The sequence below is a fragment of the Pseudomonas sp. 10S4 genome (assembly GCF_034344865.1).
GTDB lineage: Bacteria > Pseudomonadota > Gammaproteobacteria > Pseudomonadales > Pseudomonadaceae > Aquipseudomonas.
On the sequence record NZ_CP133774.1, the window covers coordinates 7,209,358 to 7,234,057 of the forward strand.

The following is a 24,700-nucleotide window of genomic DNA, read 5'->3' on the forward strand; positions in this document are numbered from 1 at the left end:
TTGAATAACGAGTTCTATAGCTGGCACCCATCGATAAATACGAATGGGCTAAGTGTTTACCCAAACACCAGTTTCTCAGGCACATCCACATCCCATAACACGCCAGGATCGTCCAGCGTCACCTCGACCACCCTCGCCTGCGCGAACAACGGCTTGGCCCCACGATCACCCGACAACCCCATCAACCCCGGACCAAAACTGCGCCCGAACCCGACGGGGTGCCCGAACTCGCCCTCGTGTACCGGCACACTGATGCAATCGTCCGCAATGCCTGCCAGCACCCGTTCGATACTCGATGGCAGGATGAACGGCATATCCCCCAGCGCAATCAGCCAGCCACCGAGCTGCGAACAGGCGGCAACACTCGCAGCAATGCTGTCGCCCATGCCGGTGGATTCGATCAATACGATCTCGTAACCGTAAGCCTGAGCCATGCGAATCACCTGCGGGCGATCCTCGGTGGTCACCAGCACACGTTTCTCAATCGACGCTGGCAGATTCACCAGCACCTGCTCAATCACCGAGCGCACCGCGCCGTCGCGTCCGACACAGTCGGCCAGCAGCTTGTCCTTGTCAGCACCCGCGACTTGCCGAAACCGACTGCCCTGCCCCGCCGCCAGCACGATGACGCCGATGGATTCACTCATACGTCCTCCCGCAACGGCTTCTTCTGCTTCAGCTCGACGCCATTCTTGATCGCCACAATCTCGGCCAGCAGCGACAAGGCGATTTCCGCCGGAGAGTGGCTGCCGATGTGCAGACCAATCGGGCCGTGCAGCCGATTGATGGCCTGTTCAGACAAGCCTAGCTGAGCCAGGTTGTCTCGGCGCTTCAGGCTGTTGACCCGCGAACCCAGGGCACCGACGTAAAACGCCTTGGAATCGAGGGCGGTGAGCAGCGCCATGTCATCCAGCCGTGGGTCGTGGGTCAGGGCGACGATGGCCGTGCGTTCGTCGGTCTGGATGTTCAGCACGGCCTCGTCGGGCATGCCCGGCACGAAGCGACCGTGTTGCTCTTCCCAGCCGTAGACGAACTCGGTGCGTGGATCGCAGATCAGCACTTCGAAATCCAGCAGTCGAGCCATTTCCGCGACGTATCGCGACAGTTGCCCGGCACCGATCAGCAACAATCGCCAGCGCGGACCGTAAATGGCGCGCAAGGTGTTGCCGTCAAAACTTAGCACGTCGGTTTTGCTGGCCGAATGCAAAAGCACTTCGCCGGTCGTGAGATCCAGCGAGCGCGAGACGATTTCATGCGCCTCGCAACGGGCCAGCAACTCGGCAACCCATGCCGGATCACCGACGCGTTCCTCGGTCAGGCGCAACGTGCCGCCACAGGGCAAACCGAAACGCGCCGCCTCCTCACGGGTAACGCCGTAGGTGATCAACTGTACCGGCGGTCCGTCGGCTGGAATGCGGCCATCGTGCAGCCGCGCGATCAGATCGTCCTCGACACAACCGCCCGACACCGAGCCAATTACCACGCCGTCTTCACGCAAGGCCAGCATGGCGCCCGGCGCCCTAGGCGCCGTGCCCCAGGTCTGGACCACGCTGTACAACACCACTCGCTGGCCGGCGCGGCGCCATTCGAGCACGCTGCGCAGAACGTTCAGATCGACGCTGTCCATCAGGCGTCAGCCTTCTGCCAGCCTTGCAATTGATAGCGAACCGGCAGGCTGCGGACGCGTTTGCCGGTGGCGGCAAAGATCGCGTTGCACAGTGCCGGCGCAATCGGCGGCACGCCCGGTTCACCGACCCCGCCCAACGGCACCTCACCCGGCGGCGTGACCAAATGCACCGCGACTTCTTTCGGCGCCAGGGACATGCGCGCCACTTCGTACATGTGGAAGTTGTCCTGCTGAACCTTGCCGTCCTTGAAGCTGATTTCGCCCAGTACCGCGTTGCCCAGGCCCATGACGCAGGCGCCTTCGAACTGTGAGCGAATCCGCTCCGGGTTGATCTGCGGGCCGCAATCGACGGCGATGTCAGCCTTGTGCACGATCAAAGTGCCGTCATCTTTGACTTCCACTTCGATCACCGCCGCCACATAGGTGACGAAGCTGTAATGCACCGCCAGTCCCAAGCCTCGGCCCTTGGGCAACTTGCGGCCCCAACCGGCAGCCTTGGCGGCGGTTTCCAGTACCGTGCGCATCCGCGCGGTGTCGATCGGATAACGCTCGGGGGATTCGCCGTAGTTCCACTCTTCACTCAAGGTGCGCGGATCGATCTGACGGTCCGGGCCGAGCAACTTGATCTGGTACTTGAGCGGATCTTGCCCAGCCTTGTGGGCCAATTCATCAACGAAGGTCTGAATCGCGAAGCCGTGGGGAATGTTCGACACCGAGCGATACCAGCCGACCCGGGTGTGAACCGTCGCTTCCGGGTTTTCCAGACGCACGTTGGGGATCGCGTAAGCCATGTTGGTAAAACCCATGCCCAACTCGAACGCCGCCTCGTGGTTCATACCGGGGGCGAACAGCGCGGTGATGCTCGGCGCGACGGTCCGGTGCAACCAGCCGGACGGCATGCCGTCCTTGTCGAGGCTGGCCTTCAGGTATTCGGCGGACACGGTGTGGAAATACGAACAATGGATGTCGTCTTCCCGAGTCCACTGCACGCGCACTGCCTTGCCGGGGAATTCCTTGGCGAGGATCGCCGCTTCGACAACGAAATCCGGCTTGGATTTACGCCCGAAACCACCGCCCAGCAAGGTGACGTTAAACGTGACGTTATCGAAGGGCAGGCCGAGGCGTTCGCCAATCCGCTCGCGGGTGACTTGCGGCGCCTGGCTTGGTGCCCAGGCTTCGCACACGCCATCCTTGTAGCGGGCGATGGCGACCATTGGCTCCATCGGCGATTGCGCGAGATGCGGTAAGTAGTAGGACGCTTCCAACGTGCTGTTGGCATTACCCAAGGCTTTGTCGATGTCGCCAGTATTGCGCACCACTTTGCCGGGTTTGAGGGACGCGGCTTCCAGCTCTTTGCGATAGGCAATCGAGTCGTAACTGGCGTTCGGGCCGTCGTCCCACTCGATTTTCAGCGCTTCGCGGCCCTTGATTGCGGCCCAGGTGTTGCTGCCACCACCGCCACGCCACCCAGTGGCTGGAACTCGGACGGCAGCGGACGGCTTTCGATCTGCAAGACCTTGATCACACCCGGGACTTTCATCGCGTCACTGGCATCGAAGGATTTGACCTTGCCGCCATACACCGCAGGCCGGGCGATGGTCGCGTAGAGCATGCCGTCGAAATGCACATCGGCACCGTAGACCGCCCGACCGTTGACGATGTCAGCACCGTCGATGGCGCGCACGCCTTCCTTGCCGATGTAGCGAAACTCCGACGGTTGCTTAAGCCGCAGGCTGTCGCGGGCCGGTACCGCCAGCGCACCGGCAGCGGCGGCCAACGCGCCATAACCCAGTTCGCGACCGGTCGGCTGGTGAATGACCTTGTGCAGGTTTGCGTGGCATTCGCCGACCGGGACTTTCCACTGCTCGGCGGCGGCCTGCTCCAGCATGGTCCGCGCGGCGGCACCGCAACGGCGCATCGGTTCGTACCAATGGCGCATGCTGCGCGAGCCGTCGGTGTCCTGGTTGCCGAAGCGCACTTCATCGCCCGGCGCCTGTTGCACCTTGACCAGCGCCCAGTCGGCGTCCAGTTCATCGGCCACCACCATGCTCAGGCTGGTGCGCACGCCCTGGCCCATTTCCGAACGGTTACAGACCACGGTCACCGTGCCGTCGGCGGCAATGCTGACGTAGACCTTCGGATCGTCGATCCAGCCGTTGGGCATCCCATCAGCACCGAATTTCTTCGGTTTGTCTTCGGCGAAAGCGTCCTGCCAGCCCCAACTTGCGGCGAGCACCAGCGCACTGGTGGCGCCCACACCTTTGAGAAAACCGCGACGGCTGAGGTTGCTCAGCGCGAAATCATTCGGGAGCTGGCTCATGCCTTGGCCTCCTTCAGGTGAGCGGAGGCCTGGCGGATGGCGGTCTTGATGCGGTTATAGGTGCCGCAACGGCAAATGTTGCCGACCATGGCTTCTTCGATCTGCTCGTCGCTGGGATTGGAATTGGTCTTGAGCAGCGCGGTGGCGGACATGATCTGCCCGCCCTGGCAGAAACCGCACTGGGCCACGGCGGTGTCGAGCCAGGCTTGCTGGACGATCTGGCCGACGGGGTCAGCGTGCAGGTTGTCGATGGTGCTGACGTTTTGGCCAACCACCGAACCGATTGGCGTGATGCAACTGCGAGCCGGCAAACCGTCGATATGGATGGTGCAGGCGCCGCACAGGCCCATGCCACAGCCGAACTTGGTGCCGTTGTAACCGGCTACATCGCGGATTGCCCAGAGCAGCGGCATATCCTCGGTGACATCGAGTTGATGATCTTGACCATTGAGTTTCAGGGTAATCATGGGCACGCCCGCATAGTATTTCGGTTATGGGGTCGAGCAATCTGCCGCCAGGGGTTAGCGGTGGGTTCATGCAGATCGGCTCAGGCTAAATGGGCTCTCTTACGCGGACGGCAACGTCTGCATCGGGCTTTGGATGGAGCAAAAGATTGCATCGTTAGGGTGCTAAGTTAACCCAGCATTAACAAAAAAGCCCTGCACATTTGAAGTGTGCAGGGCTTCGAAATTCGCCTTGAAAGCGTAGCTTCAATAGCGATTGGGCTCCATTTCCAGCTCGACGCTGAATCGTTGCCAAATATCTTTCTGGATCCGTTGCGCCAGTCCCAGCAGTTGCAAACCGGTCGCGCCGCCGTAATTGACCAGCACCAGCGCCTGCAATTTATGCACGCCGGCATCAGCCTCACGGAAACCTTTCCAGCCAGCCTTCTCGATCAACCAGCCAGCCGCCAGTTTCATTTGCCCATCGGGTTGCGCATAGGCGACCAGATCAGGGTATTCACCCTTGAGCCGGGCCACCAGCGCCGCCGGCACCAAAGGGTTTTTGAAGAAACTGCCGGCATTGCCAAGCACCAGCGGGTCCGGGAGTTTTTCGCTGCGGATGCTGCAAATTGCCTGGCTGACATCGGTCGGCGTCGGCTGATCGATGCCTTGCTCGGTCAGGCGCTGACGCACCGGGCCGTATTCCAGATGCAAATGTGCGGTGCGGTTCAGGGTGAACCGAACCCGCAAGATCAACCATCGGCCCGGCTGCTGTTTGAACAGGCTGTCGCGGTAGGCGAAATTGCATCCTGCCAGCGTGAAGTCACGCAACTCGCCGGTCTGGCGATCCAGCGCGGTGAGGCCGGCGAACACGTCTTTGATCTCGACGCCGTAAGCGCCGATGTTCTGCATCGGCGCCGCGCCGACAGTGCCGGGGATCAGGCTGAGGTTTTCCAGGCCCGACAAACCCTGCGCCAAAGTGTGTTGCACGAACGGATGCCAAGGCTCGCCGGCCTCGGCTTCGATCACCACCTGACTGCCGTCATCACTTAATACACGAATCCCGCGTGTCGCCATGCGCAGCACCAGTGCCTGGATATCAGCGGTCAGCAACAAGTTGCTACCGCCGCCAATCACCAACAGTGGCACAGCGTTCGTCGCTGCATAGGCCAGGGCTTCGCGCACGTCGGCATCGCTGTGGGCTTCGGCGAACAGTTGCGCCTGGACGTCTACGCCAAAACTGTTGAACGGCTTGAGGGAAACGCCGGGGTGTACCTGCAAACTCATAACCGTCCCTTTAACTCGATCACCAGCAGATCACTGGCGCGCTCGATCAAATCCAGTACTTGCTCGAAGCCTTGGTCACCGTCGTAATACGGGTCCGGCACTTCGTCGACTTCTGAAGCGTAGCGGCGCAGGAACAAGTCCAGCTCAGCCTTGCTCTTGGCCGGTTGCAGGACCTTGAGATTGCGCAGGTTGCTGTTGTCCATCGCCAGGATCAGGTCGTAGGTGGCGAAATCGGCACGGCTGACTTGCTGGGCACGTTGGGCTGACAAGTCATAACCGCGCAACTTGGCCGCAGCCTGGCTGCGCTTGTCCGGGGCCTTGCCGACGTGCCAGTCACCTGTACCGGCGGAGGCCACTTCGATTTGATCGGCCAGCCCAGCCTCGCGCAATTTGTGCCGCAGCACACCTTCAGCCGTAGGCGAACGGCAGATGTTGCCCAGGCAGACGAACAGAACCCGCATCAGGCCTCCAGCAGGCGACGAACGCGCTCAAGGTCTTCGACGGTATCAACGCCGGTCGGCGGTGCCATCAGCGCATCGGCAACGTGAATCCGCACGCCGTGCCACAGGGCTCGCAGTTGCTCCAGGGATTCGGTGTTTTCCAGCCAGCACGGGCCCCAACTGACGAAGTCATGCAGGAAACCGGCGCGGTAGGCATAAATGCCAATGTGGCGGCGATACGGCACGCCTTCCGGTAACTGGTCGCGGCTCTTGGCGAACGCGTCACGGGCCCACGGCAAGGTGGCGCGGCTGAAGGTCAGCGCCAGGCCATTGAGGTCGCTGACGACCTTGACCACGTTGGGATTGAACAGGGTTTCCACGTCTTCGATCGGCTCAGCCAACGTGGCCATGCTTGCTTCAGTGTGGGCAGCCAGGTTGGCAGCAACCTGATCGATCACACTCGGCGGGATCAACGGCTCGTCGCCCTGGACGTTGACCACAATGGCGTCAGGCGCCAGACCGAGTTTCGCGGCGACTTCAGCCAGGCGATCGGTGCCGGAATTGTGGTCTTCACGGGTCAGTACCACTTCAGCGCCAAAGCCTTTGCAGGCCTCGACGATGCGGCTGTCATCCGTGGCGACTACCACGCGCTGGGCGCTGCTTTTGCTCGCCTGTTCCCAGACGTGCTGGATCATCGGCTTACCGGCGATCAACAGCAGTGGTTTGCCCGGCAAGCGGGTGGAGGCGTAACGCGAAGGAATGACAACGGTAAAGGCTGTGGTCATTTATCCAGACGCTCGTCGGTGGTCAGGGTGCGGGCTTCGGTTTCGAGCATCACCGGGATGCCGTCGCGAATCGGGTACGCCAGGCCTGCGCCTTTGCTGATCAGCTCGGTCTTGTCGGCGCTGAGCTTGAGCGGGCCTTTGCAGACCGGGCAAGCGAGGATATCGAGCAATTTGGTGTCCATGAGCATTCCCTGGATAAAAACGGATTTAAGGCAAAAGACGAGCCGGCAACAGGCGTATCAGCTGCGTATCGAACCAAGCCACGAAGGCCGGCGACGGCACAGCATCAACCGCCAGGTACCACCAATCGGCGGCGGCAAAGGCACGGCACTTCACCGCATCCTTTTCAGTCATCACCAACGGCAATGACGGTGTGAAATTCAAGGCCTGCACGCTGTATTCGGCGTGGTCGGCAAATGCGTGGGGTACTGGCTGCCAGTGTAGCGTTTCGAGGGTTTTGAAGAAACGCTGCGGATTGCCGATCCCGGCGACCGCGTGCAGGGTCTGGCCTGCCGGGAAATGGTCGAATGGTCGACGTTCGCCCGTTTTCAGATTGATCAGCGCAGTGGGTTGCAGTTGAAAGGCAAAACCGTCGTCGCGATCATTGGCGGCGCCGTTGTAGAGCACGGCGTCGACGCTTTGCAGACGCTCGATCGGTTCGCGCAATGGCCCGGCGGGCAGGCAACGTTTATTGCCCAGGCCACGGACGGCATCGATCAGCACCAGTTCCAGATCCCGGGCCAATCGATAATGCTGCATGCCGTCGTCGGACAGGATCAGGTCCAGCGGTTCATTGGCCAACAAGGCTTTGACGGCGCTGCTGCGGTCCGGGTCGATCATCACCGGCACGCCGGTGCGCTGGACGATCAACAGCGGCTCGTCGCCCGCGATGTCGGCGCTTTGATCGGCCTCGACCCTCCACGGCAATTGCGGCGGCTTGGCGCCGTAGCCACGGCTGACCACGCCAACCCGCAATCCGCTTCTCTGACAATGCTCGATCATCCACAGAATCATCGGCGTCTTGCCGGTGCCTCCGACGGTGATATTACCGACGACAATCAGCGGCACCGGAGGTTGATAAATTTCGCCCTCACCCGCCAGAAAACGTTCGCGCTTGGCGTTAACCACCCGCCGATACAGCCATTCCAGTGGCTGCAACAACTTCAGGGCCGGATGACCTTGGTACCACGCGGCGAGCAAACGATCAGACATGGCCATCAGTGCGCCGGCGCTGCCTCTACGGTGGTCATGCGCAGATGGCTGAAACCGAGCTTGCCGGCGGCGTCCATGGCGGTGATGACAGACTGATGTTGAGTCTTGCCATCGGCGCTGATGGACAGCGGCATGTTGGTGTCGCCGTTTGATTCTTTCTGCATTGCGTCCATCAGGCTGGCCAGGTCGTTCTTGGGCAACAACTGGTTGTTCACCGAGAACACGCCTTCGGCACTGATGGCGATGTCCAGCTGCTTGAGCTGCTGGTCTTCGGCCGGCGAGCCGCTGACGGCTTCCGGCAATTCGACGCGCAACTGGGTTTCACGGGTAAAGGTGGTGGTCACAACGAAAAACAGCAGCAGGACAAATACCACGTCGATCAGCGACACGAGATTGATGTCCACATTCTCCCGTTGCTTGCGGCGGAATTTCACGCTTTGCCCTCAGCCAGATCCACGTCACGGTCGCCCTGCACCACTTCGACCAGCTTGATGGCTTCCTGCTCCATCCCCACCACCAGCTCATCGATGCGCCGTTGCAGGAACCGGTGGAAGAATACCGACGGGATACCGACGATCAGGCCCGAAGCCGTGGTGATCAAGGCTTTGGAAATACCGCCGGCCAGCACCGCGGCGTTGGTGGTCATGCCCGTGCCCATGAACGAACTGAAGATATCGATCATGCCCAGCACCGTCCCCAGCAACCCGAGCAACGGGGCCATGGCGGCGATGGTGCCCAGGGCGTTGATGTAACGCTCCAGTTCGTGGATGACCCGGGCGGCGGCCTCCTCAATGCACTCTTTCATGATCTCGCGACCATGCCTGGAGTTGGCCAGGCCCGCGGCCAGGATCTCGCCCAGCGGCGAGTTGGCGCGCAGTTCCTTGAGTTTCTCTTTATTGAGTTGCTTGTCTTTGATCCAGACCCAGACCTGCCCGAGCAAATGCTCCGGGGTCACACGGCTGGCACGCAGGGTCCACAGACGTTCGGCAACGATCGCCATGGCCGCGATGGAACTCAGAATGATCGGCAGCATCATCCAGCCGCCGGATTTGACCAATTCCCACACAGTGACAGTCCCCTCGAAAAAGTGCGCCACTCTAACATAGGGGGTCGGCGCACCGAAGACCGTGATGTCGCATCCCGTCCGGCTGTAATAACTCATGGTTATTTGTTCAACCCGGGCGCATCACGCCAGAAGCGTCGTTGCTGACGCAGGGTCCGGGGTGGCTTGAAGCTGCCCAGTTGCAGACGGACGGCACCATCCTCGGCGCTGTCATAGATGTGCAGACCACGCTTGCGATAGCGCGCCATCACCGTGGGATGGGGATGCCCGAAAGAATTGCCGTGGCCGCGGGAGATCAGCACGGCTTTGGGTTGCAGGGTTGTGAGCAGTGCCATGGATGAAGAACTGCGACTGCCGTGGTGTGGCGATTGCAACCAATCGGTGGGCACCGCCAGTGGACTGTCCAGTAATGCGCGCTCGGCATGGGTATCGATGTCGCCGGTCAGCAGCAGTCGCTCGCCGTTGGCTTCGATCTGCAGGACGCAGGATTTCTGATTGCTTTCACTGGCTGATGACCATTGCCAGAGCCGGAACGTCACGCCATCCCAGGTCCATTGCTCGCCACTTTCGCAGCCTTCAGCTTGCAGCTCGACGGGCAGCGCCAACGGATCGCCACTGAGTACCCGCGCAACGGGCAGTCCGCTGGCGATTGCTCGCGCACCACCGGCATGGTCGGCGTCAGCATGGCTTAGCAGCATCAGGTCGAGCCCGTTCACCCCCAGTTTGCGCAATGACGGCAGCACCACTCGCTCACCGAGGTCGAAATCACCGAAACGCGGGCCGGCGTCATACAGCAGTGTGTGATGGCGAGTGCGCACCAAAATCGCCAAACCCTGGCCAACGTCCAACTGCCAGATATCAGCCAGTCCTTCGGGAACGTCCTCGCGCGGTGAAAAAACCAACAGCAACAACATCGGCCATCCCAGCGGACGTAAGGGCACGCCTCGCGGCATTAAAAGAAGAAAGGCGCCTAATGCGCCGATGGCCCCGATCCATATCGGCACGGCCACTGGCTCCCACGCCGGTAATTGATTCGCCATCAATGCCAGCGCCTTGAACAGCAGGTCGATCAGACCACCAGCCAACCACAGCAACCCTTCTCCCACGTAGGGGACCGGCAGCAACAAGGTTCCCAGCAAGGCGGGTGGCAATACCACCAGACTGATCCACGGCACCGCCAGCAGATTGACCAGCGGCCCGCTGACACTGATGGGTAATCCCAGCACCAGCAACAACGGCCCCAGACCAATCGCGATCAGCCACTGGGCGCGGGTCCAGGTTTGCCACCAACGCCATGGGCCGAGACGGCCACCGAAGGTGAAAATCAACACTGCCACCGCTGCAAAGGACAACCAGAAACCCGGTTGCAGACTCGCCAGCGGATCGAGCAGCAAAACGCCATTAAGCGCCAGCAACAATGGCCACCAAGCGCCGAGATGACGAAAGCGCAGCCGCCACAACAGCACCAGACCGATCATCACGCACGCCCGCCGCACCGGCACCTCGAATCCGGCCAGCAGCCCGTAACCGAGAGCGGCGGCAAACGCCAGGCCGCAAGCCCACGGCAACCAGGGCCAGCGAGCCGGCCACACGCCATAACGGGCCAGCCCGGCGATCAGCAAATAGACCAACCCCGCCAACAAACCGATGTGCTGACCGGAAATCACCAGCAAATGCACGGTGCCGGTGTCCTGCAATACTTGCCAGTCCTCGCGGCTCAACCCGCCACCATCCCCCAGCACCAGCGCCGTCAGTGCTCCCGCTCGACCTTGGGCATCGACACTGAGCAAACGCTGGCGGATGCCGTCGCGCCAGGCCCAGCGGGCAGGCGACAGGCGCTGGCCATCCTTGACCGTGCCAGTGGCGCCGATGCCTTGGGCCAGCAGCCAGGCGTCGTAATCAAAGGCATGGGGATTGAGCAGCCCGGTTGGACGCTTCAACTTCACCGCCAGACGCCAGCGCTCGCCGCTGTTGACCGGCGGCCCGCCGTACCAGGCCAGGCGCATCAGCGACGGAAGCGTCCCGTGGCGCGAGCGCGCGTCCGCCAGTTCGAATCGCACCACCGCTTCATTGTTCTGCGGCAACCCCGTGACCCGGCCTTCAACCCAGCGGGTTTCGCCGTCCAGGCTCGCCCGTAGCCGATCATCCAGCGCCGACTGCGCCTGCCCGCAGGCCCAACTGAAGCCGAAGAGGAAAAACGCCAGCGGATATGTGCGAAACGGCAGCAGCATCAAACCCGCGACCGGCAACAACAGCCATAACCAGACCGGCGGTAAAACCGGTAAAAAACGCAACGCCAATAACCCAAGGGCCAGCGCCACCATCCCTGTGCGCATAAGCCCGTCCTTGAGAGTCCCCCTCCTAGGCATAGCCGGCTAGTTGCACGGGCGTCGTTATTAATTGTCACAAAGTCTGAATGGGCGGCTAATAGAATCCAGACATACTTGCCGCCTGAACCGACCGAGAAGCCTTATGCCCCGGCGCTTATTCAAACGTTACATGCCAGACCCGACCAGCATCAGGGAACACAAATCCTTACGCTTTCTCGGCACGTTGCTGCATGACCCGAACCTTTGGCACCTCAACCGCCATTCGGTGGCCCGGGCGATGGCTGTCGGTCTGTTCGCCGCATTCCTGCCGATTCCGCTGCAAATGCTCCTCGCCGCCTTCCTTGCGATCATGGTGCGCGGCAACATGCCGATTGCGGTGAGCCTGGTCTGGCTGACCAACCCGATCACCATGCCGGCGGTGTTCTTCTGCACGTACCAGACCGGCGCCTGGCTGATGGACGTGCCGGCCCGTTCACTCCCGGACGAGCTGACCTGGGAGTGGATCAGCGGCGAACTCTCGACGTTGTGGCAACCGTCTCTGCTTGGCTCAGTGGTGACCGGGCTAGTGCTGGGCGCCCTCGCCTATTGCCTGACGATGATGTATTGGCGTTGGTGGGTCGGACGACAATGGAAGCGGCGCAAGCAACGCCGGATGTAAGAATGCAAAACGGCCTCCGCTTGGGAGGCCGTTTTTATGCGGTGTCTGAGCTGGCGCCTTCGCGGGCAACTCGGTCCCGAATCAGGTACGCATCCCACGCCCACTCACCAGCAACCGCGCACAACCGACGTACAACACCACGGTCGCGACCAGCATGAAGGTGATCGCCACGCTGATCTTGATGTCCGAAACGCCGAGGATGCCGTAACGGAACGCGTTGACCATGTGCAGCACCGGGTTGGCCAGGGACACGGTCTGCCAGAACGGCGGCAGCAAAGTGATCGAATAGAACACGCCGCCCAGGTACGTCAGCGGTGTCAGCACGAAGGTCGGGATGATCGAGATGTCATCGAAGTTGCGTGCAAACACCGCGTTGATGAAGCCCAGCAGCGAGAAGATCGTTGCCGTCAGCACCACCACCAGAATGGTCACGCCCAGGTGATGAACCTGCAAATCGGTGAAGAACAGCGACAGCAGGGTCACGATGACCCCGACCATCAACCCGCGCAGCACGCCGCCCAGGGTGTAGCCGATCAAAATCGTATGCGGTGATACCGGCGAGACCATCAATTCTTCGATGGAGCGCTGGAACTTGCTGCCGAAGAAGCTCGACACCACGTTGCCGTAGGAGTTAGTGATCACCGACATCATGATCAGCCCCGGCACGATGTACTCCATGTAGGTGAAACCACCCATGCCACCAATCTGCTTGCCGATCAGGTTGCCGAAGATCACGAAGTACAAAACCATGGTGATGGCCGGCGGCAGCAAGGTCTGCGGCCAGATCCGGGTAAAGCGCCGGACCTCACGGTAAACGATGGTATTGAGGGCAACGAGGTTGGGTTGCAGCTCGGAACTCATACCGCCACCTTCGACAGATTTTTCTCCACCAGGGACACGAACAACTCCTCGAGGCGATTGGTTTTGTTACGCAGGCTCAGCACTTCGATGTTCTGCTGCGCCAATTGAGTGAACAACGCGGTGATGCCCATGGCCTTGTCCACCTGGACTTCCAGGGTGTGAGCATCGAGCAGTTTGGTCGGGTAACCGAGCAACTGTGGGACCACGGCCAGTGTGTTCTTGGTGTCGAGCAGGAAGGTTTCCACATGCAGTTGGCTGAGCAACTGCTTCATGCTGGTGTTTTCGACAATGGTGCCGTGGTCGATGATGCCGATGTTGCGGCACAACTGCTCAGCCTCTTCCAGATAGTGCGTGGTGAGGATGATGGTGATGCCTTTCTGGTTCAGCTCGGTGAGGAAGGCCCACATCGAACGACGCAGTTCAATGTCCACCCCCGCCGTCGGTTCGTCGAGGATCAGCAGGCGCGGTTCGTGAACCAAGGCGCGGGCGATCATCAGTCGACGCTTCATGCCGCCGGACAGCGAACGCGACGGCACATCGCGTTTGTCCCACAGGCCCAGTTGCGTCAGGTATTGCTCGGCGCGTTCCTTGGCGATTTTCGGCGGGATGCCGTAGTAACCGGCCTGGGTCACGACGATGTCGAAGGTCTTTTCGAACTGGTTGAAGTTGAATTCCTGAGGCACCACGCCGATGGAGCGCTTGAGCTGCGCAGGATTCTTGTCCAGGTCGTGACCGAAGATATTCACCGTGCCGCTGGTCTTGTTCACCAGGGTCGAAAGGATGCCGATGGTCGTGGATTTGCCGGCGCCGTTAGGGCCGAGCAAGGCAAAAAGTCACCTTCGGCGACATCCAGATCGATACCACTCAAGGCCTGGAAACCGTTGCCGTAGGTTTTGGTTAGCTGCCGGATGGACAGAGCGGAACTCATATCGGGATACGCACCAAGAAGGGAAGAAAGGAATAAATAAGGGCGGGCGGCGACTTATACAACCACGGCGCACGAACGCAATGGTGCTTGTCGCCGCCACACAAGTACAGTCAAGTGTGTCGATAGTGAGTATTAAGTCAACGCGGTCATGACGGCTTTCTGATACGCCGGGCGCTGTTTCAGTCGCGCATACCAGGCCTCTAGATGGGGCTGCGGCGCGCGCTCGATCGGCATCTCGAACCAGGCATAAATGAAACTGCCCAAGGGAATGTCGCCCATACCGACCTCATCGCCGGACAGGTACGGTTTGTCTGACAACGCCTGATCGGCCATCGACAGCAAGCCTTCGCATTCCTTGATCGCCGCGTTGATGGCCGACCAGTCCTGCTGATCTTTCGGGGTGCGCAACACGCCCCAGAACACAGTACGGAACGGGCCGGCAAAGCTTGAAGTGGTCCAGTCCATCCATTTGTCGGCGGTGGCGCGGGCCTGCAGATTTTCCGGATACCAAGCGGTGTTACCAGCATGACGAGCCAGCAGATAACGCACGATGGCGTTGGATTCCCACAGTACGAAACCGTCGTCCTGGATCACCGGCACGCGGCCATTGGGATTCATCGCGCGGTACTCAGGCGTATCCACCACACCGAAAGCGCCGCCGGCATCGATGGCTTCATAAGCCAGGCCCAGTTCCTCGGCGGCCCATAGCGGCTTTCTGACATTCGACGAATTTTTCCGACCCCAGATCTTCAGCATGACCGCCTCTTTATGGATGAATGCGCAGGCAGCATACGCCGGATCAGGCGCGACTCAAATCGCTCTGCATATCGCCCAACAGCGATGGCAGTTGCTCGCCGAACAGGTGCGGATAGCTCTTTTGCAAATGCTCGAAAAAGAACGCTTCGGGCACGTCGGAGAACTGGCCATGGTCCACCACGTACTCCATCAGCTTCGCGCCATCGCGGTTGAACGGATGGAAAACGCTGTCGTTGATCCCGTCAAATTCCAGCGGCGCGACATTGAACACTTCGCACAAGCCTTGATTGAACGCGGGCGTGGCTTTGACCCAGCGCTCGTTCAAGTACAGCTCGGTGTAGCCGTGCATGGCGAACACATCGCTCTCGAGCAGTTCGAGCAGGCGCGGGGTCGACAGGTGATTACGCACGTCCGCCAGACCGATCCTTGCCGGGATGCCGCAATGCCGGGCGCACCCGGCCAGCAGCGTAGCCTTGGGCACGCAATAACTTTCGCCCGTCGCCAACGCATAACTGCCGCGCAAGGTGTCTGGGTCGCGGCTGAAGGTGTAGGGGTTGTAGCGCACCGCCTCGCGCACGACGTAATACAGATTGATCGCTTGCTCGCGAGGATCACGACTGACGCCGCGATGTTTTTCCGCGAACTCCACCACCGAAGGATGGTCACTATCGATGAAGCGGCCGGGACTCAGGTACTCGTGCATGAGGATGATCTCCTGGGGGAATCTCGAGTCTATCGACACCTTCAGCACAGAGATAACGACGATTCGGCCAAACATGGGCGCTTTGCCGCTTGCTCCACGAACGATTTCCCACGCCTGTTGCCCACAGGTCTTACAAAACCCATCTAAGGTTTCCCACGATTTCAATCACCTTGCTCTGACCACCTGTTTTGCGGATGCCGTCTAAGCTCTGAAGGTTGGTTTTGCCTTGGCTTCACGGAGGATTAAATATGCTGTTGTTGTGGATACTGGTTCTGATCGTCGGAATTGCCTATTTGGCCCACCGCCGCATCGCCCCGTTACCTGCTTTGGGTATCGTGGCTGTCTATGTGGTGGCGATGGGTGCCTTCAGCCACCACGCACCAGGCTGGCTGCTGCTGATTCTCTGGGTGTTGATCGCGGCGGTCGCGGCGCCACTGTTGCTACCTGACCTACGCCGCAAATTCTTCAGCGCGCCGCTGTTCAGCTGGTTCCAGAAAACCCTGCCGCCGATGTCGCAAACCGAACGCGATGCGATCGATGCCGGCACGGTCTGGTGGGACGGCGAACTGTTCAGCGGCCGTCCTGACTGGAACAAGCTGCTGTCCTATCCAAAAGCGCAACTGAGCGAAGAGGAACAGGCCTTCATCGACGGCCCGACCGAAGAACTCTGCGCAATGGTCACCGACTGGCAGATTGGCCAGCACATGGACCTGCCAGCCGAAGCCTGGACCCACATCAAGGAACACGGCTTCTTCGCGCTGATCATCCCCAAGGAATTCGGTGGCAAAGGCTTCTCCGCCTACGCCCACTCCCAGGTGGCGATGAAACTCGCGACCCGCAGCGGCGACCTCGCGTCCACTGTGATGGTCCCCAACTCCCTTGGCCCGGCCGAACTGTTGCTGCATTACGGCACCGACGAACAACGCAACCATTACCTGCCACGGTTGGCCCGCGGCGATGACATTCCGTGCTTCGCCTTGACCGGGCCTCTAGCCGGTTCCGATGCTGGCGCGATGCCCGACACCGGGGTGATCTGCAAGGGCGAATGGGAAGGCCAGGAAACCCTTGGCCTGCGCCTGAACTGGGAAAAGCGTTACATCACGCTGGGCCCGGTGGCCACCCTGCTCGGCCTGGCCTTCAAGGCCTACGACCCGGATCATTTACTGGGCGAGAAAGAAGATTTGGGCATCAGCCTTGCGCTGATCCCGACCGACACCGCCGGGGTTGAAATCGGTCGCCGTCACCTGCCGCTCGGCGCCGCGTTCATGAACGGCCCGAACTCTGGCAAGGACGTGTTCATTCCACTGGACTTCCTCATTGGCGGCCAGGAAATGCTCGGCAAAGGCTGGATGATGCTGATGAACTGCCTGTCGGTGGGGCGTTCGATTTCCCTGCCGGCGGTCGGTACTGGCGCGGCGAAGTTCACCAGTCTGGTCACCGGCCAGTACGCTCAGGTCCGCGAGCAGTTCAACGTACCGCTGTCGGCGTTCGAAGGGATTCAGGAAGCCATGGCCCGCATCGGCGGCAACGCCTGGATGATGGACGCCGCCCGGATGCTGACCGCGAATGCAGTGGATCTTGGCGAAAAACCGTCGGTACTGTCGGCGATTCTCAAGTACCACCTGACCGAACGCGGCCGCGAGTGCATCAGCCACGCCATGGATGTGCATGGCGGCAAGGCGATCATCATGGGGCCGAACAACTATCTGGGCCGCAGCTGGAATGGCGCGCCAATCTTCATCACCGTGGAAGGCGCGAACATTCTCTCGCGCAACCTGATGATCTTCGGCCAGGGCGCGATTCGCTGCCATCCGTTTGTACTCAAGGAAATGGCGCTGGCCGGTCGTGAAGACAAGGACCAGGCACTCACCGAGTTCGATGGCCTGCTGCTCAAGCACATCGGTTTCGCGGTGAGTAACGCCGCCAGCACACTAGTGCTGAACCTTGGTTTTGGTCACTTCGAACATTCACCGGGTAACACACTCAGCCAGGGTTACTTCCGCGCGCTGAACCGTCAGGCTGCCGCGTTCGCCATGCTCGCCGACCTCAGCATGATGCTGCTGGGCGGTGAATTGAAACGTCGCGAACGCCTATCGGCCCGTTTGGGGGATGTGCTCAGCAACATGTACCTGGCCTCGGCCGCGCTCAAGCGTTATCACGACCTCGATTCGCCGGAGCACATGGCACCGTTGTTTAACTGGGCGATGGAAGAAAGCCTCGGGCAGTCGGAACGGGCATTGGATGAACTGCTGACTAACTTCCCGAATAAGGTGCTGGGTTGCCTGCTACGGGTGATCGTGTTCCCGTTCGGTCGTCGTCACAAAGGCCCGTCGGACAAACTCGGCGCCGAAGTGGCTGCAGTGATTGGTCGGGCCAAGGGCGATCCGACCCTCGAAGAATTGCTCGGCGGTTGCTACCGTCCGCAATCGGCCGAGGATGCCGTTGGTGCTCTGCAACACGCCTGCAACCTGCTGAATGCAGCGCAACCGTTGCAGAAAAAGCTGCATGTGGCGCTAAAAAGTGGCCAAGTCAAACCGGCGGCCGGGGAGCACGCCATCGATGCCGCGCTGGAAGCCGGGGTGTTGCAGCCGGGTGAAGCGCAGACCCTGCGTGACGCCGAAGTGGCGCGGCGCAAGGTGATCGACGTCGATGATTTCGACAAAGAGGAGTTGGCGCTGGCCGAAGGAAAGGTCCGCTGATCCAGCCATCGATGTAAAAATGGGCGCAGGAGCTTTATACTCCTGCGCCCGTTTTGCTCTTGAGGACTTATCTCGTGTCCAATGTCGTTGCCGACCATCTCGTCTTGCTTGACCACTTGCGCAGCATCCTGGTCGCCGTAGGTGAGGCCGAACAGGTTCCCGAAGAAAGCCATGCCTTGTTCCTGGAGCGCTTCGACGAATTGCGTGCGTTGCTGCCGGTCGATCCGATCGAAAGCCAATACCTGGGCCAGGACATCCTGTGCCAGGTGATCACCCGCTACCCGCAAATCGCTCATCTGGTGCCGCGCGACCTGCTGTGGTACTTCGCTGGTGACTGCCTGCATTACATGCCCGATGATGAAATCGACTTGTATCAGGCGCTGGAAGAGCGTCGTTTCGAAGCCGAACAGAACGATGAACCGTTCGACTGGAACCAGGAAAAACAACTGCTGGCGATGTCGAACCAGGACAGCAAGCACTGATCCCGGATCAGTAATACAAAAGGCCCGCATGGTTGAACATGCGGGCTTTTTTTGTGTTTTGAAGATCACAAGATCGCAGCCTTCGGCAGCTCCTTGCGCCTGTGGGCGCTGCCGAAGGCTGCGATCTTTTGATCTTGACTTCAGAGCAACCCATCACGCTCGGGTAACTCATACTCCGCCGCCACCTTACCCAACGCACCGGGCTTACCCGGCTTACTCAATGTTGGCTCCTTCTCCAGGCACTCCACCAGATAATCGATAAACACCCGAAGCTTGGGCGGCAGATAGCGGGTCGGTGAGTGCAACAACCAGGCACCGCCATGGTAGGAGGCCAGAAAGGTCCAGTCCGGCAGCACTTGCACAATCAACCCCTGCTCCAACGCATAACGGGCGGTGAAGTACGGAAGGCTGCCAATGCCGATGTGCTGCAACACCGCGCCCAAACGCACGCCAGTGTGATTGGCGGCGTATCGCCCGCGCACACCGACGGTCACGGCTTTAGTGCCTTTCTTGAATTTCCAGCGCGCATCGCTCGGGGTTTCGCCCAGGTAGATGCAGCTGTGATTGAGCAAGTCGTGGGGATGCATCGGCGTGCCGTGCTCGGCCAGGTACTGCGGCGTCGCACAGAGCAAGTGGTCAATGGTCAGCAACTGCCGCCCTACCAGTCCTGCGGGCGGCCGATCAGTAATACGGATCGCCAGATCGACATGGTCATCGATCAAGTCCACCTGCCGGTCTTCGAGCAACAACTCCACATCCACTTTGGGATATCGGCGCAGAAATTCCGGCATATGCGGGTGAATCACAAATCGCCCCACTGCTTTGGGCACGCTGACCCGCACCAGGCCTTCAGCCTCATGGGTGAACTGGCCGCTGATTTCCATCACTGACTTGGCTGCGCTGACCATCTCCTGGCAACGCTTGAACACCTCTTCGCCACCGTCGCTCAGCCGCAGCTTGCGTGTGGTGCGCTGCAGCAACCGGGTGGCCAGGGCTTTTTCCAGACGCGAAATACTGCGACTGACTGCCGAAGGTGACGAGCCCAACTGACGTGCCGCTTCGGAGAAGCTGCCGGTTTCGACAACCTTGACGAAAATCGCCATTTCACCCAACAGCGGTAGCGGTAGATTTATGCTCACAGCGCAACAGTCCTTTGATGTTTGAACGGATTATCACGCAATTCCACGCTTCATATAATAAAAATAGAAACTTTAATAAGGGCATGGAATATGACGCTTCGCCTCTTTTTCCATAGTGATGACCTCAAAGCTAATGTGGAAGTCCTGGATTGCACGCCCCACGAGAATGAATTCGCGGTCGTTTTGCGCGCCACACTGTTTCACCCCCAGGGCGGTGGACAGCCCTTTGATACCGGCTGGATTGGTGAAAGCCAGGTGCTACGGGTGGTCCAGGATCCGGACCGGATCATCCATTACGTCGACCACCCGGTAAAACTCGGCATGACTCAGATACGGGTCGACGAGCAACGCCGCCAATTCAATACCCGCATGCATTCGGCCGGCCACCTGATTGGCCACTTCGTTCAGGCGCTGGGCTGGATGCCGACCAAGGCGCATCACTGGCCCAACGAAGGCCGTGTGCAGTTCAAACCGGCAGACTCGGCACAAGAGGTTGATGCGCAGATCGTTCAGAGCGGCATCGAACAGTGGATCGCCCATGACCTGCCACGCCTGACTTCACTGCGCGAAGGCGCCCGGGAAATCGGTTTCGGTGAACTTCCGGCCTACGGCTGTGGCGGCACCCATGTACGTAGCCTGAAGGATTTGGGCACAGTCTCGATCGACTCCCTTTCTCAGAAAAAGGGCACGTTGTCCGTCCACTACCACGTGGATTGAGCATTTTGGCGATGTCGACACCGTCATCGCCTGACGCGGGGGCGCCTGCATTCGCGGGCTCCGTTGACTACTCGATAGATGGACCTAAACCATGATGCTTGACGTCGAGCGTCTCGATGAGACGTGCATAAAAAAACTGGCCAATGAAGAAGTCCTCGCCATCCGCGTCAAAGGCTTTTTGCCTCAGCCGCTGGCGGTGCAGATTGGCGACAAGATTCTTGCACCGGGCTTTGAAGGCTATATCAATGCGCCGAGCATCGGTCGCATCGGCATGGCGTTTTACGAAGCGGAAAACCAGCCACTGCTGATCGAAGACTATTTCGAGCGCGCCACCAGCAACATCGAGGAACTGCGCAACCGATGCGCGCCCTACTCGTCCCCGGTCGACACCCTGCGTTGCATGCTTGATGAGTCCTGGCCAGCAGGCGCGCACCTGGAGAACCTCTACGGTCGCAAAATGTATGTCGGGCTGTCCCGAGTGGTGAAGCCCGGGGTGTGCTTTCTCGCCCATCACGACATTTTCGCCAAGGACGCCCCGGACAGTTTCCAGGCCAAAAGCCTGGAGGCGCAATTTGCCTGCAACGTGTACCTGAACATGCCCACCGAGGGCGGCGCGTTGCAGATGTGGGACCACGACATTACCCCCGACCAGTTCGACGAAATGCGTGGCGACAGTTACGGCATCGAGCCGACCCTGCTTGGACCTCCAACCCTGGAGATTCGCCCCGACCCGGGCGATTTCATCATGTTCAATTCGCGCTGCATGCACTCGGTGACCCCGGGTGTGGCAGACCCGCGATTGAGCCTTTCGTTCTTTGTCGGCTACCGCGGCAATGCTTCACCCCTTACCTTTTGGAGTTGAGATGCTTTCGAATTACCTGGGCGAGTTTCTGGCGCTGGCGACCATCCACTTCCTGGCCGTGGTCGCACCCGGACCGGACTTCGCCGTGACCATTCGCCAGAGCGTGCGCTTTGGTCGACTGGTGGGTATCTGCACCGCACTGGGCATCGGTGCGGGGATTTCCGTGCATGTGCTTTACACCCTGCTGGGCGTTGGCGCGCTGATGCACACCACGCCCTGGTTGCTGACAGTGGCCAAGGTCGTGGGCGGCGCCTACATTCTGTATCTCGGCGTCAGTCTGTTGCGCAGCAAACCGAAAACCGCGCTGGAAGGTGACAAGGCGGCAGACGAACCAGTGGTCGAGCAAACACTGTTGAAGGCATTCACCACCGGCTTCCTGACCAACGCGACCAACCCGAAAGCCACGCTGTTTTTCCTGGCGATCTTCACCACCATCATCAGCGCCACGACGCCGCTAAAGATCCAGGCTTTGTATGGCCTTTGGATGTGCTTCGTGAACGCATTGTGGTTTGTGATCGTTGCGCTGTTCTTTTCCAGCGCTCGAGTGCGACTGCTGTTTATGCGCATGGGGCATTGGTTCGAACGCACCATGGGAGTGATTCTGATCCTGTTCGCCGGGCGCCTGATTTTATCGATGTAAACCTCGCGCTCATGCAAAAGGCCCGCTCAGTCTGACTGGCGGGCCTTTTTCGTTTGTGCGTCGCTTTTGCGTTTCTGTGCGACAGATCCCACTTCGAGGGCTCCCCTATCGCTCCCTCATGGTGTTAGTTTAAAAAATGTTTCTGACCTATCGATCAGACATTTCTCACAAACCGCCTGCAAAGGAATGCCCCCAGCAATGGATTTTTCTCTCAAACAACTGGCCGCAACTACATTGATGCTGGCCAGCCTTTCGTCGTTTACCACACTTGCGCACGCCAGCATCACCCCGCAACAGAGCGCGACCATTCTCAAGACTTTCAGTGACGCCTCGGTGACAGACTTCAGGCAGTTCCTGGGAAGCCTGGCCAAGAGCGATCTTGCCAAAACCGACGACCTCGGCCCGGCAATCAGTGCTTTCCTCGACAACAAGACACTTTCCCCAGATCAGCAGAACGAGATATATCGCCTGCTTGGCCTCTATGCACGAGTGAAGTATGGCGCCGCTGCCACCGAGACTCTGCGCGAACTGGTGGAAATCCCGACCTTCCAAGTGGAAGGTGTTGCCCAGCATGACAACCCGCAATTCATCAAGATCGCCGACAAGATCAAGGGCCTTGCCCAGGCCTTCAACCTGAACTTTCGCAACATCGACAACCGTGTCTATGAAATCTCCCTGGAAGGCAGTGGCGATGAAGTCGTGGGCATTCACGCGCATGCCGATGTGGTGCCCGTGACGCCGGAGAACTGGGTCCTGAAAGATGGCACCAAACTCGATCCATTCAAGATCACCCTGATCGGCGACCGCATGTACGGCCGGGGCACCGAGGATGACAAGAACGGCATCGTCGTAGCGCTCTACGCCATGAAGATCATCAAGGAAGAGAAGCTGCCACTGGCGAGGAATTTCAAGCTGCTGGTCGACACCACCGAGGAAACCACCGGCGACGCCATCCCCTATTACTTCGAACACAACCCGATACCCAACTACAACCTGGCGCTGGATGGCGGCTATCCGGTAGTGATTGCCGAGAAAGGCTACGGCACCGTCATGGCGAGCTTTGCCAAGCGCAAGGCAGAGGGCAAAGGCGCCGAAATCATCTCGATGACGGGCGGCCTGGCCACTAACCAGATTCCGTCGGCTTCGGTCGCCACCCTGGTGACTGACAAACCCGCCGAATTGGCTGCCAGCCTGCAGACGGCCGGGACTGACTATGCCAAGCGCAATGGCGGCAACTTCGAAGTGAGCGCCAAGGTCGACGGCAAGGACGTCAAACTGACGGTCACCGGCGTCTCCGCCCACTCCTCCGAGCCCGAATCAGGCGTCAACCCGGTAGCCAGGATGCTGGACTTCATCAACAGCCTCGACGGCAAGGTTGCGCTCAAGCACAACCACATCACTGACGCCGCCCGTTACGCCGCCGATAACTGGGGCCTGGACTATCTGGGTGGCAAATTGGGCGTTGGTTTTTCCGATGCCTTCATGGGGCCGCTGACCACGTCCCTGACCTATGTCGGGATGGATAAGAAAGCCTTCAAGCTCGCGGTCAATCTGCGCGTGCCGAAGGGCGAGTCCCCGGAAGCGCTCAAGACGAAAATTGCTGAAAAGATTGGCGCCTGGAGCAAGAAGTCCCACGTTGCAGCAACCTTCAACTACTCGATCGCTGAGCCTATGTACCGCAACCCTGAGGGCGAATGGGTCAAAGCCCTGCTGGCCGTGTCCACTGAAAACCTCGGCATGGAACACAAGTTTGGCAGCTCCGCTGGCGCCACTTCGGTCCATGAGCTGCCCAATGGCGTGCAGTTCGGCCTGGCCCGGCCAGAGGTCAAGTACACCGGGCACACTGACAACGAGTTCAAGACTGTCGACCAGTTCCTGCTGGACCTGCAGATCGTGACCGAGATGATGGGGCGTATCGGGCAGTTGCCGAAGCTCTGATTCGCTAGTCGGGCCCGCTCTATTGGCGGGCCCTACGCAAAAATGTGGGAGCGAGCCTGCTCGCGATTGCGGTGTATCAGTCGAAAAGTGCGCCAACTGACAGACCGTAATCGCGAGCAGGCTCACTCCCACAAAAAAATGCGCAAACAAAAACGCCGCTCATCACTGAGCGGCGTTTTTGTTAAATATGGAGCGGGAAACGAGACTCGAACTCGCGACCCCGACCTTGGCAAGGTCGTGCTCTACCAACTGAGCTATTCCCGCAAATGGCGTCCCCTAGGGGACTCGAACCCCTGTTACCGCCGTGAAAGGGCGGTGTCCTAGGCCACTAGACGAAGGGGACACGCTAACTGAAACACATGGTGTGTATTCCAGTGCCCAAATCCGTATCCGAAGATATCGGTTCTGGTTTCACTCAGCTTTGCCCGAAAGCAACGCTGTTTAAAATTGGAGCGGGAAACGAGACTCGAACTCGCGACCCCGACCTTGGCAAGGTCGTGCTCTACCAACTGAGCTATTCCCGCATATGGCGTCCCCTAGGGGACTCGAACCCCTGTTACCGCCGTGAAAGGGCGGTGTCCTAGGCCACTAGACGAAGGGGACACACGTACAACATTCACTACCTACCGCGTTTCGCTGTGTGCTTTACGCTGTAAGTGGCGCGCATTCTATGGATGGATTGAGGGGTCGTCAACCCCCTGATATAAATTTATTTAAATCAATGACTTCGCCCCGCTTTGGGAGGCGAATCCGGGTTTTCCGTCGTCCGGCGTTTGACGCCTATATTCTGGCACCCGCCAAGGCGCTATA

Annotated in this window: 22 protein-coding genes, 4 tRNA genes and 2 pseudogenes; 7 read left to right on the forward strand and 21 right to left on the reverse strand. The window is 59.8% G+C overall.

The features are described 5' to 3' along the window. Nucleotides 1–56 precede the first annotated feature (56 nt). The 12 genes and pseudogenes from RHM58_RS33530 to RHM58_RS33585 all read right to left on the reverse strand — a co-directional run bounded on the left by RHM58_RS33530 (nt 57) and on the right by RHM58_RS33585 (nt 11,513). Nucleotides 57–647, reverse strand: coding sequence for a nucleotidyltransferase family protein (locus RHM58_RS33530; RefSeq protein WP_201256100.1), 591 nt, complete (start codon nt 645–647; stop codon nt 57–59). Next, a complete protein-coding gene (locus RHM58_RS33535) occupies nt 644–1,627 on the reverse strand; it encodes an XdhC family protein (protein ID WP_201256101.1) in 984 nt (327 codons plus the stop codon). Before RHM58_RS33535 ends, RHM58_RS33530 begins: the two co-directional genes overlap by 4 nt. Then, nucleotides 1,627–3,947 (reverse strand): annotated as a pseudogene (locus tag RHM58_RS33540) (molybdopterin cofactor-binding domain-containing protein). The gene RHM58_RS33535 and the pseudogene RHM58_RS33540 overlap by 1 nt, the downstream one beginning before the upstream one ends. Next, nucleotides 3,944–4,414, reverse strand: a complete 471-nt coding sequence (locus tag RHM58_RS33545; RefSeq protein WP_201205767.1) for a (2Fe-2S)-binding protein — start codon at nt 4,412–4,414, stop codon at nt 3,944–3,946. The pseudogene RHM58_RS33540 and the gene RHM58_RS33545 overlap by 4 nt, the downstream one beginning before the upstream one ends. Before the next feature lie 243 nt (nt 4,415–4,657). Further along, nucleotides 4,658–5,677, reverse strand: a complete 1,020-nt coding sequence (gene murB, locus RHM58_RS33550; RefSeq protein ID WP_201205769.1) for a UDP-N-acetylmuramate dehydrogenase — start codon at nt 5,675–5,677, stop codon at nt 4,658–4,660. Beyond that, entirely contained in the window at nt 5,674–6,138 is a 465-nt protein-coding gene (locus RHM58_RS33555; protein ID WP_201205771.1) for a low molecular weight protein-tyrosine-phosphatase, read from the reverse strand. Before RHM58_RS33555 ends, murB begins: the two co-directional genes overlap by 4 nt. Further along, on the reverse strand, nt 6,138–6,902 hold the full coding sequence (gene kdsB / locus RHM58_RS33560; protein ID WP_322269335.1) for a 3-deoxy-manno-octulosonate cytidylyltransferase: 765 nt from the start codon (nt 6,900–6,902) through the stop codon (nt 6,138–6,140). Before kdsB ends, RHM58_RS33555 begins: the two co-directional genes overlap by 1 nt. Beyond that, complete coding sequence (locus RHM58_RS33565) at nt 6,899–7,084, reverse strand: Trm112 family protein (RefSeq protein ID WP_007945752.1); 186 nt, start codon at nt 7,082–7,084, stop codon at nt 6,899–6,901. The genes kdsB and RHM58_RS33565 overlap by 4 nt, the downstream gene beginning before the upstream one ends. Before the next feature lie 25 nt (nt 7,085–7,109). After that, nucleotides 7,110–8,120: a tetraacyldisaccharide 4'-kinase gene (gene lpxK / locus RHM58_RS33570; protein ID WP_201256102.1), complete on the reverse strand. Its 1,011-nt coding sequence runs from the start codon at nt 8,118–8,120 to the stop codon at nt 7,110–7,112. Then, nucleotides 8,120–8,548, reverse strand: coding sequence for an ExbD/TolR family protein (locus RHM58_RS33575; protein ID WP_201205777.1), 429 nt, complete (start codon nt 8,546–8,548; stop codon nt 8,120–8,122). Before RHM58_RS33575 ends, lpxK begins: the two co-directional genes overlap by 1 nt. After that, nucleotides 8,545–9,180 (reverse strand): MotA/TolQ/ExbB proton channel family protein, encoded by a 636-nt coding sequence (locus RHM58_RS33580; RefSeq protein WP_167368554.1) that lies wholly within the window; start codon nt 9,178–9,180, stop codon nt 8,545–8,547. The genes RHM58_RS33575 and RHM58_RS33580 overlap by 4 nt, the downstream gene beginning before the upstream one ends. 98 nt (nt 9,181–9,278) lie before the next feature. After that, nucleotides 9,279–11,513, reverse strand: a complete 2,235-nt coding sequence (locus RHM58_RS33585) for a DNA internalization-related competence protein ComEC/Rec2 (protein WP_201256103.1) — start codon at nt 11,511–11,513, stop codon at nt 9,279–9,281. A 136-nt stretch (nt 11,514–11,649) separates the two neighbouring features. Here RHM58_RS33585 and RHM58_RS33590 point away from each other — a divergent pair, with 136 nt between their 5' ends. Further along, nucleotides 11,650–12,165, forward strand: coding sequence for a DUF2062 domain-containing protein (locus RHM58_RS33590; RefSeq protein ID WP_322269338.1), 516 nt, complete (start codon nt 11,650–11,652; stop codon nt 12,163–12,165). Between the two features lie 81 nt (nt 12,166–12,246). Here RHM58_RS33590 and RHM58_RS33595 read toward each other — a convergent pair whose 3' ends face one another. The 4 genes and pseudogenes from RHM58_RS33595 to RHM58_RS33610 all read right to left on the reverse strand — a co-directional run bounded on the left by RHM58_RS33595 (nt 12,247) and on the right by RHM58_RS33610 (nt 15,413). Beyond that, nucleotides 12,247–13,026 (reverse strand): ABC transporter permease, encoded by a 780-nt coding sequence (locus tag RHM58_RS33595; RefSeq protein WP_322217348.1) that lies wholly within the window; start codon nt 13,024–13,026, stop codon nt 12,247–12,249. Beyond that, nucleotides 13,023–13,954: pseudogene (locus tag RHM58_RS33600) on the reverse strand (ABC transporter ATP-binding protein). The gene RHM58_RS33595 and the pseudogene RHM58_RS33600 overlap by 4 nt, the downstream one beginning before the upstream one ends. Before the next feature lie 132 nt (nt 13,955–14,086). Then, complete coding sequence (locus tag RHM58_RS33605) at nt 14,087–14,710, reverse strand: glutathione S-transferase family protein (protein ID WP_322269339.1); 624 nt, start codon at nt 14,708–14,710, stop codon at nt 14,087–14,089. A 43-nt stretch (nt 14,711–14,753) separates the two neighbouring features. After that, the gene (locus tag RHM58_RS33610; RefSeq protein ID WP_322269340.1) at nt 14,754–15,413 is read right to left on the reverse strand and encodes a transglutaminase family protein; all 660 of its coding nucleotides are present in this window, start codon (nt 15,411–15,413) and stop codon (nt 14,754–14,756) included. Nucleotides 15,414–15,661: 248 nt separating this feature from the next. On the opposite strand from RHM58_RS33610, the gene RHM58_RS33615 reads away from it, so the two are divergent. After that, on the forward strand, nt 15,662–18,112 hold the full coding sequence (locus RHM58_RS33615) for an acyl-CoA dehydrogenase (RefSeq protein WP_201256104.1): 2,451 nt from the start codon (nt 15,662–15,664) through the stop codon (nt 18,110–18,112). A gap of 74 nt (nt 18,113–18,186) precedes the next feature. Then, entirely contained in the window at nt 18,187–18,594 is a 408-nt protein-coding gene (locus RHM58_RS33620) for a PA2817 family protein (protein ID WP_007905217.1), read from the forward strand. Nucleotides 18,595–18,734: 140 nt separating this feature from the next. On the opposite strand, the gene RHM58_RS33625 is transcribed toward RHM58_RS33620, so the two are convergent. Further along, nucleotides 18,735–19,733: a LysR family transcriptional regulator gene (locus RHM58_RS33625; RefSeq protein ID WP_201205793.1), complete on the reverse strand. Its 999-nt coding sequence runs from the start codon at nt 19,731–19,733 to the stop codon at nt 18,735–18,737. 90 nt (nt 19,734–19,823) lie between these two features. On the opposite strand from RHM58_RS33625, the gene RHM58_RS33630 reads away from it, so the two are divergent. From RHM58_RS33630 to RHM58_RS33645, 4 genes are all read left to right on the forward strand, one after another. Continuing rightward, nucleotides 19,824–20,450 (forward strand): alanyl-tRNA editing protein, encoded by a 627-nt coding sequence (locus tag RHM58_RS33630; protein WP_201205795.1) that lies wholly within the window; start codon nt 19,824–19,826, stop codon nt 20,448–20,450. Nucleotides 20,451–20,541: 91 nt separating this feature from the next. Beyond that, the gene (locus RHM58_RS33635) at nt 20,542–21,312 is read left to right on the forward strand and encodes a 2OG-Fe(II) oxygenase (RefSeq protein WP_201205797.1); all 771 of its coding nucleotides are present in this window, start codon (nt 20,542–20,544) and stop codon (nt 21,310–21,312) included. A 1-nt stretch (nt 21,313) separates the two neighbouring features. Next, nucleotides 21,314–21,952, forward strand: a complete 639-nt coding sequence (locus RHM58_RS33640) for a LysE family translocator (protein ID WP_201205799.1) — start codon at nt 21,314–21,316, stop codon at nt 21,950–21,952. A gap of 198 nt (nt 21,953–22,150) precedes the next feature. Next, entirely contained in the window at nt 22,151–23,890 is a 1,740-nt protein-coding gene (locus RHM58_RS33645) for a dipeptidase (RefSeq protein WP_201205801.1), read from the forward strand. A gap of 188 nt (nt 23,891–24,078) precedes the next feature. Here RHM58_RS33645 and RHM58_RS33650 read toward each other — a convergent pair. The 4 genes from RHM58_RS33650 to RHM58_RS33665 form a co-directional block, all read right to left on the reverse strand. After that, nucleotides 24,079–24,154: transfer RNA gene (locus tag RHM58_RS33650), tRNA-Gly, on the reverse strand. A 3-nt stretch (nt 24,155–24,157) separates the two neighbouring features. Beyond that, nucleotides 24,158–24,233: transfer RNA gene (locus RHM58_RS33655), tRNA-Glu, on the reverse strand. Between the two features lie 105 nt (nt 24,234–24,338). Next, nucleotides 24,339–24,414, reverse strand: a tRNA-Gly gene (locus RHM58_RS33660). 3 nt (nt 24,415–24,417) lie between these two features. Continuing rightward, a tRNA-Glu gene (locus RHM58_RS33665) sits at nt 24,418–24,493 on the reverse strand. Nucleotides 24,494–24,700 lie beyond the last annotated feature (207 nt).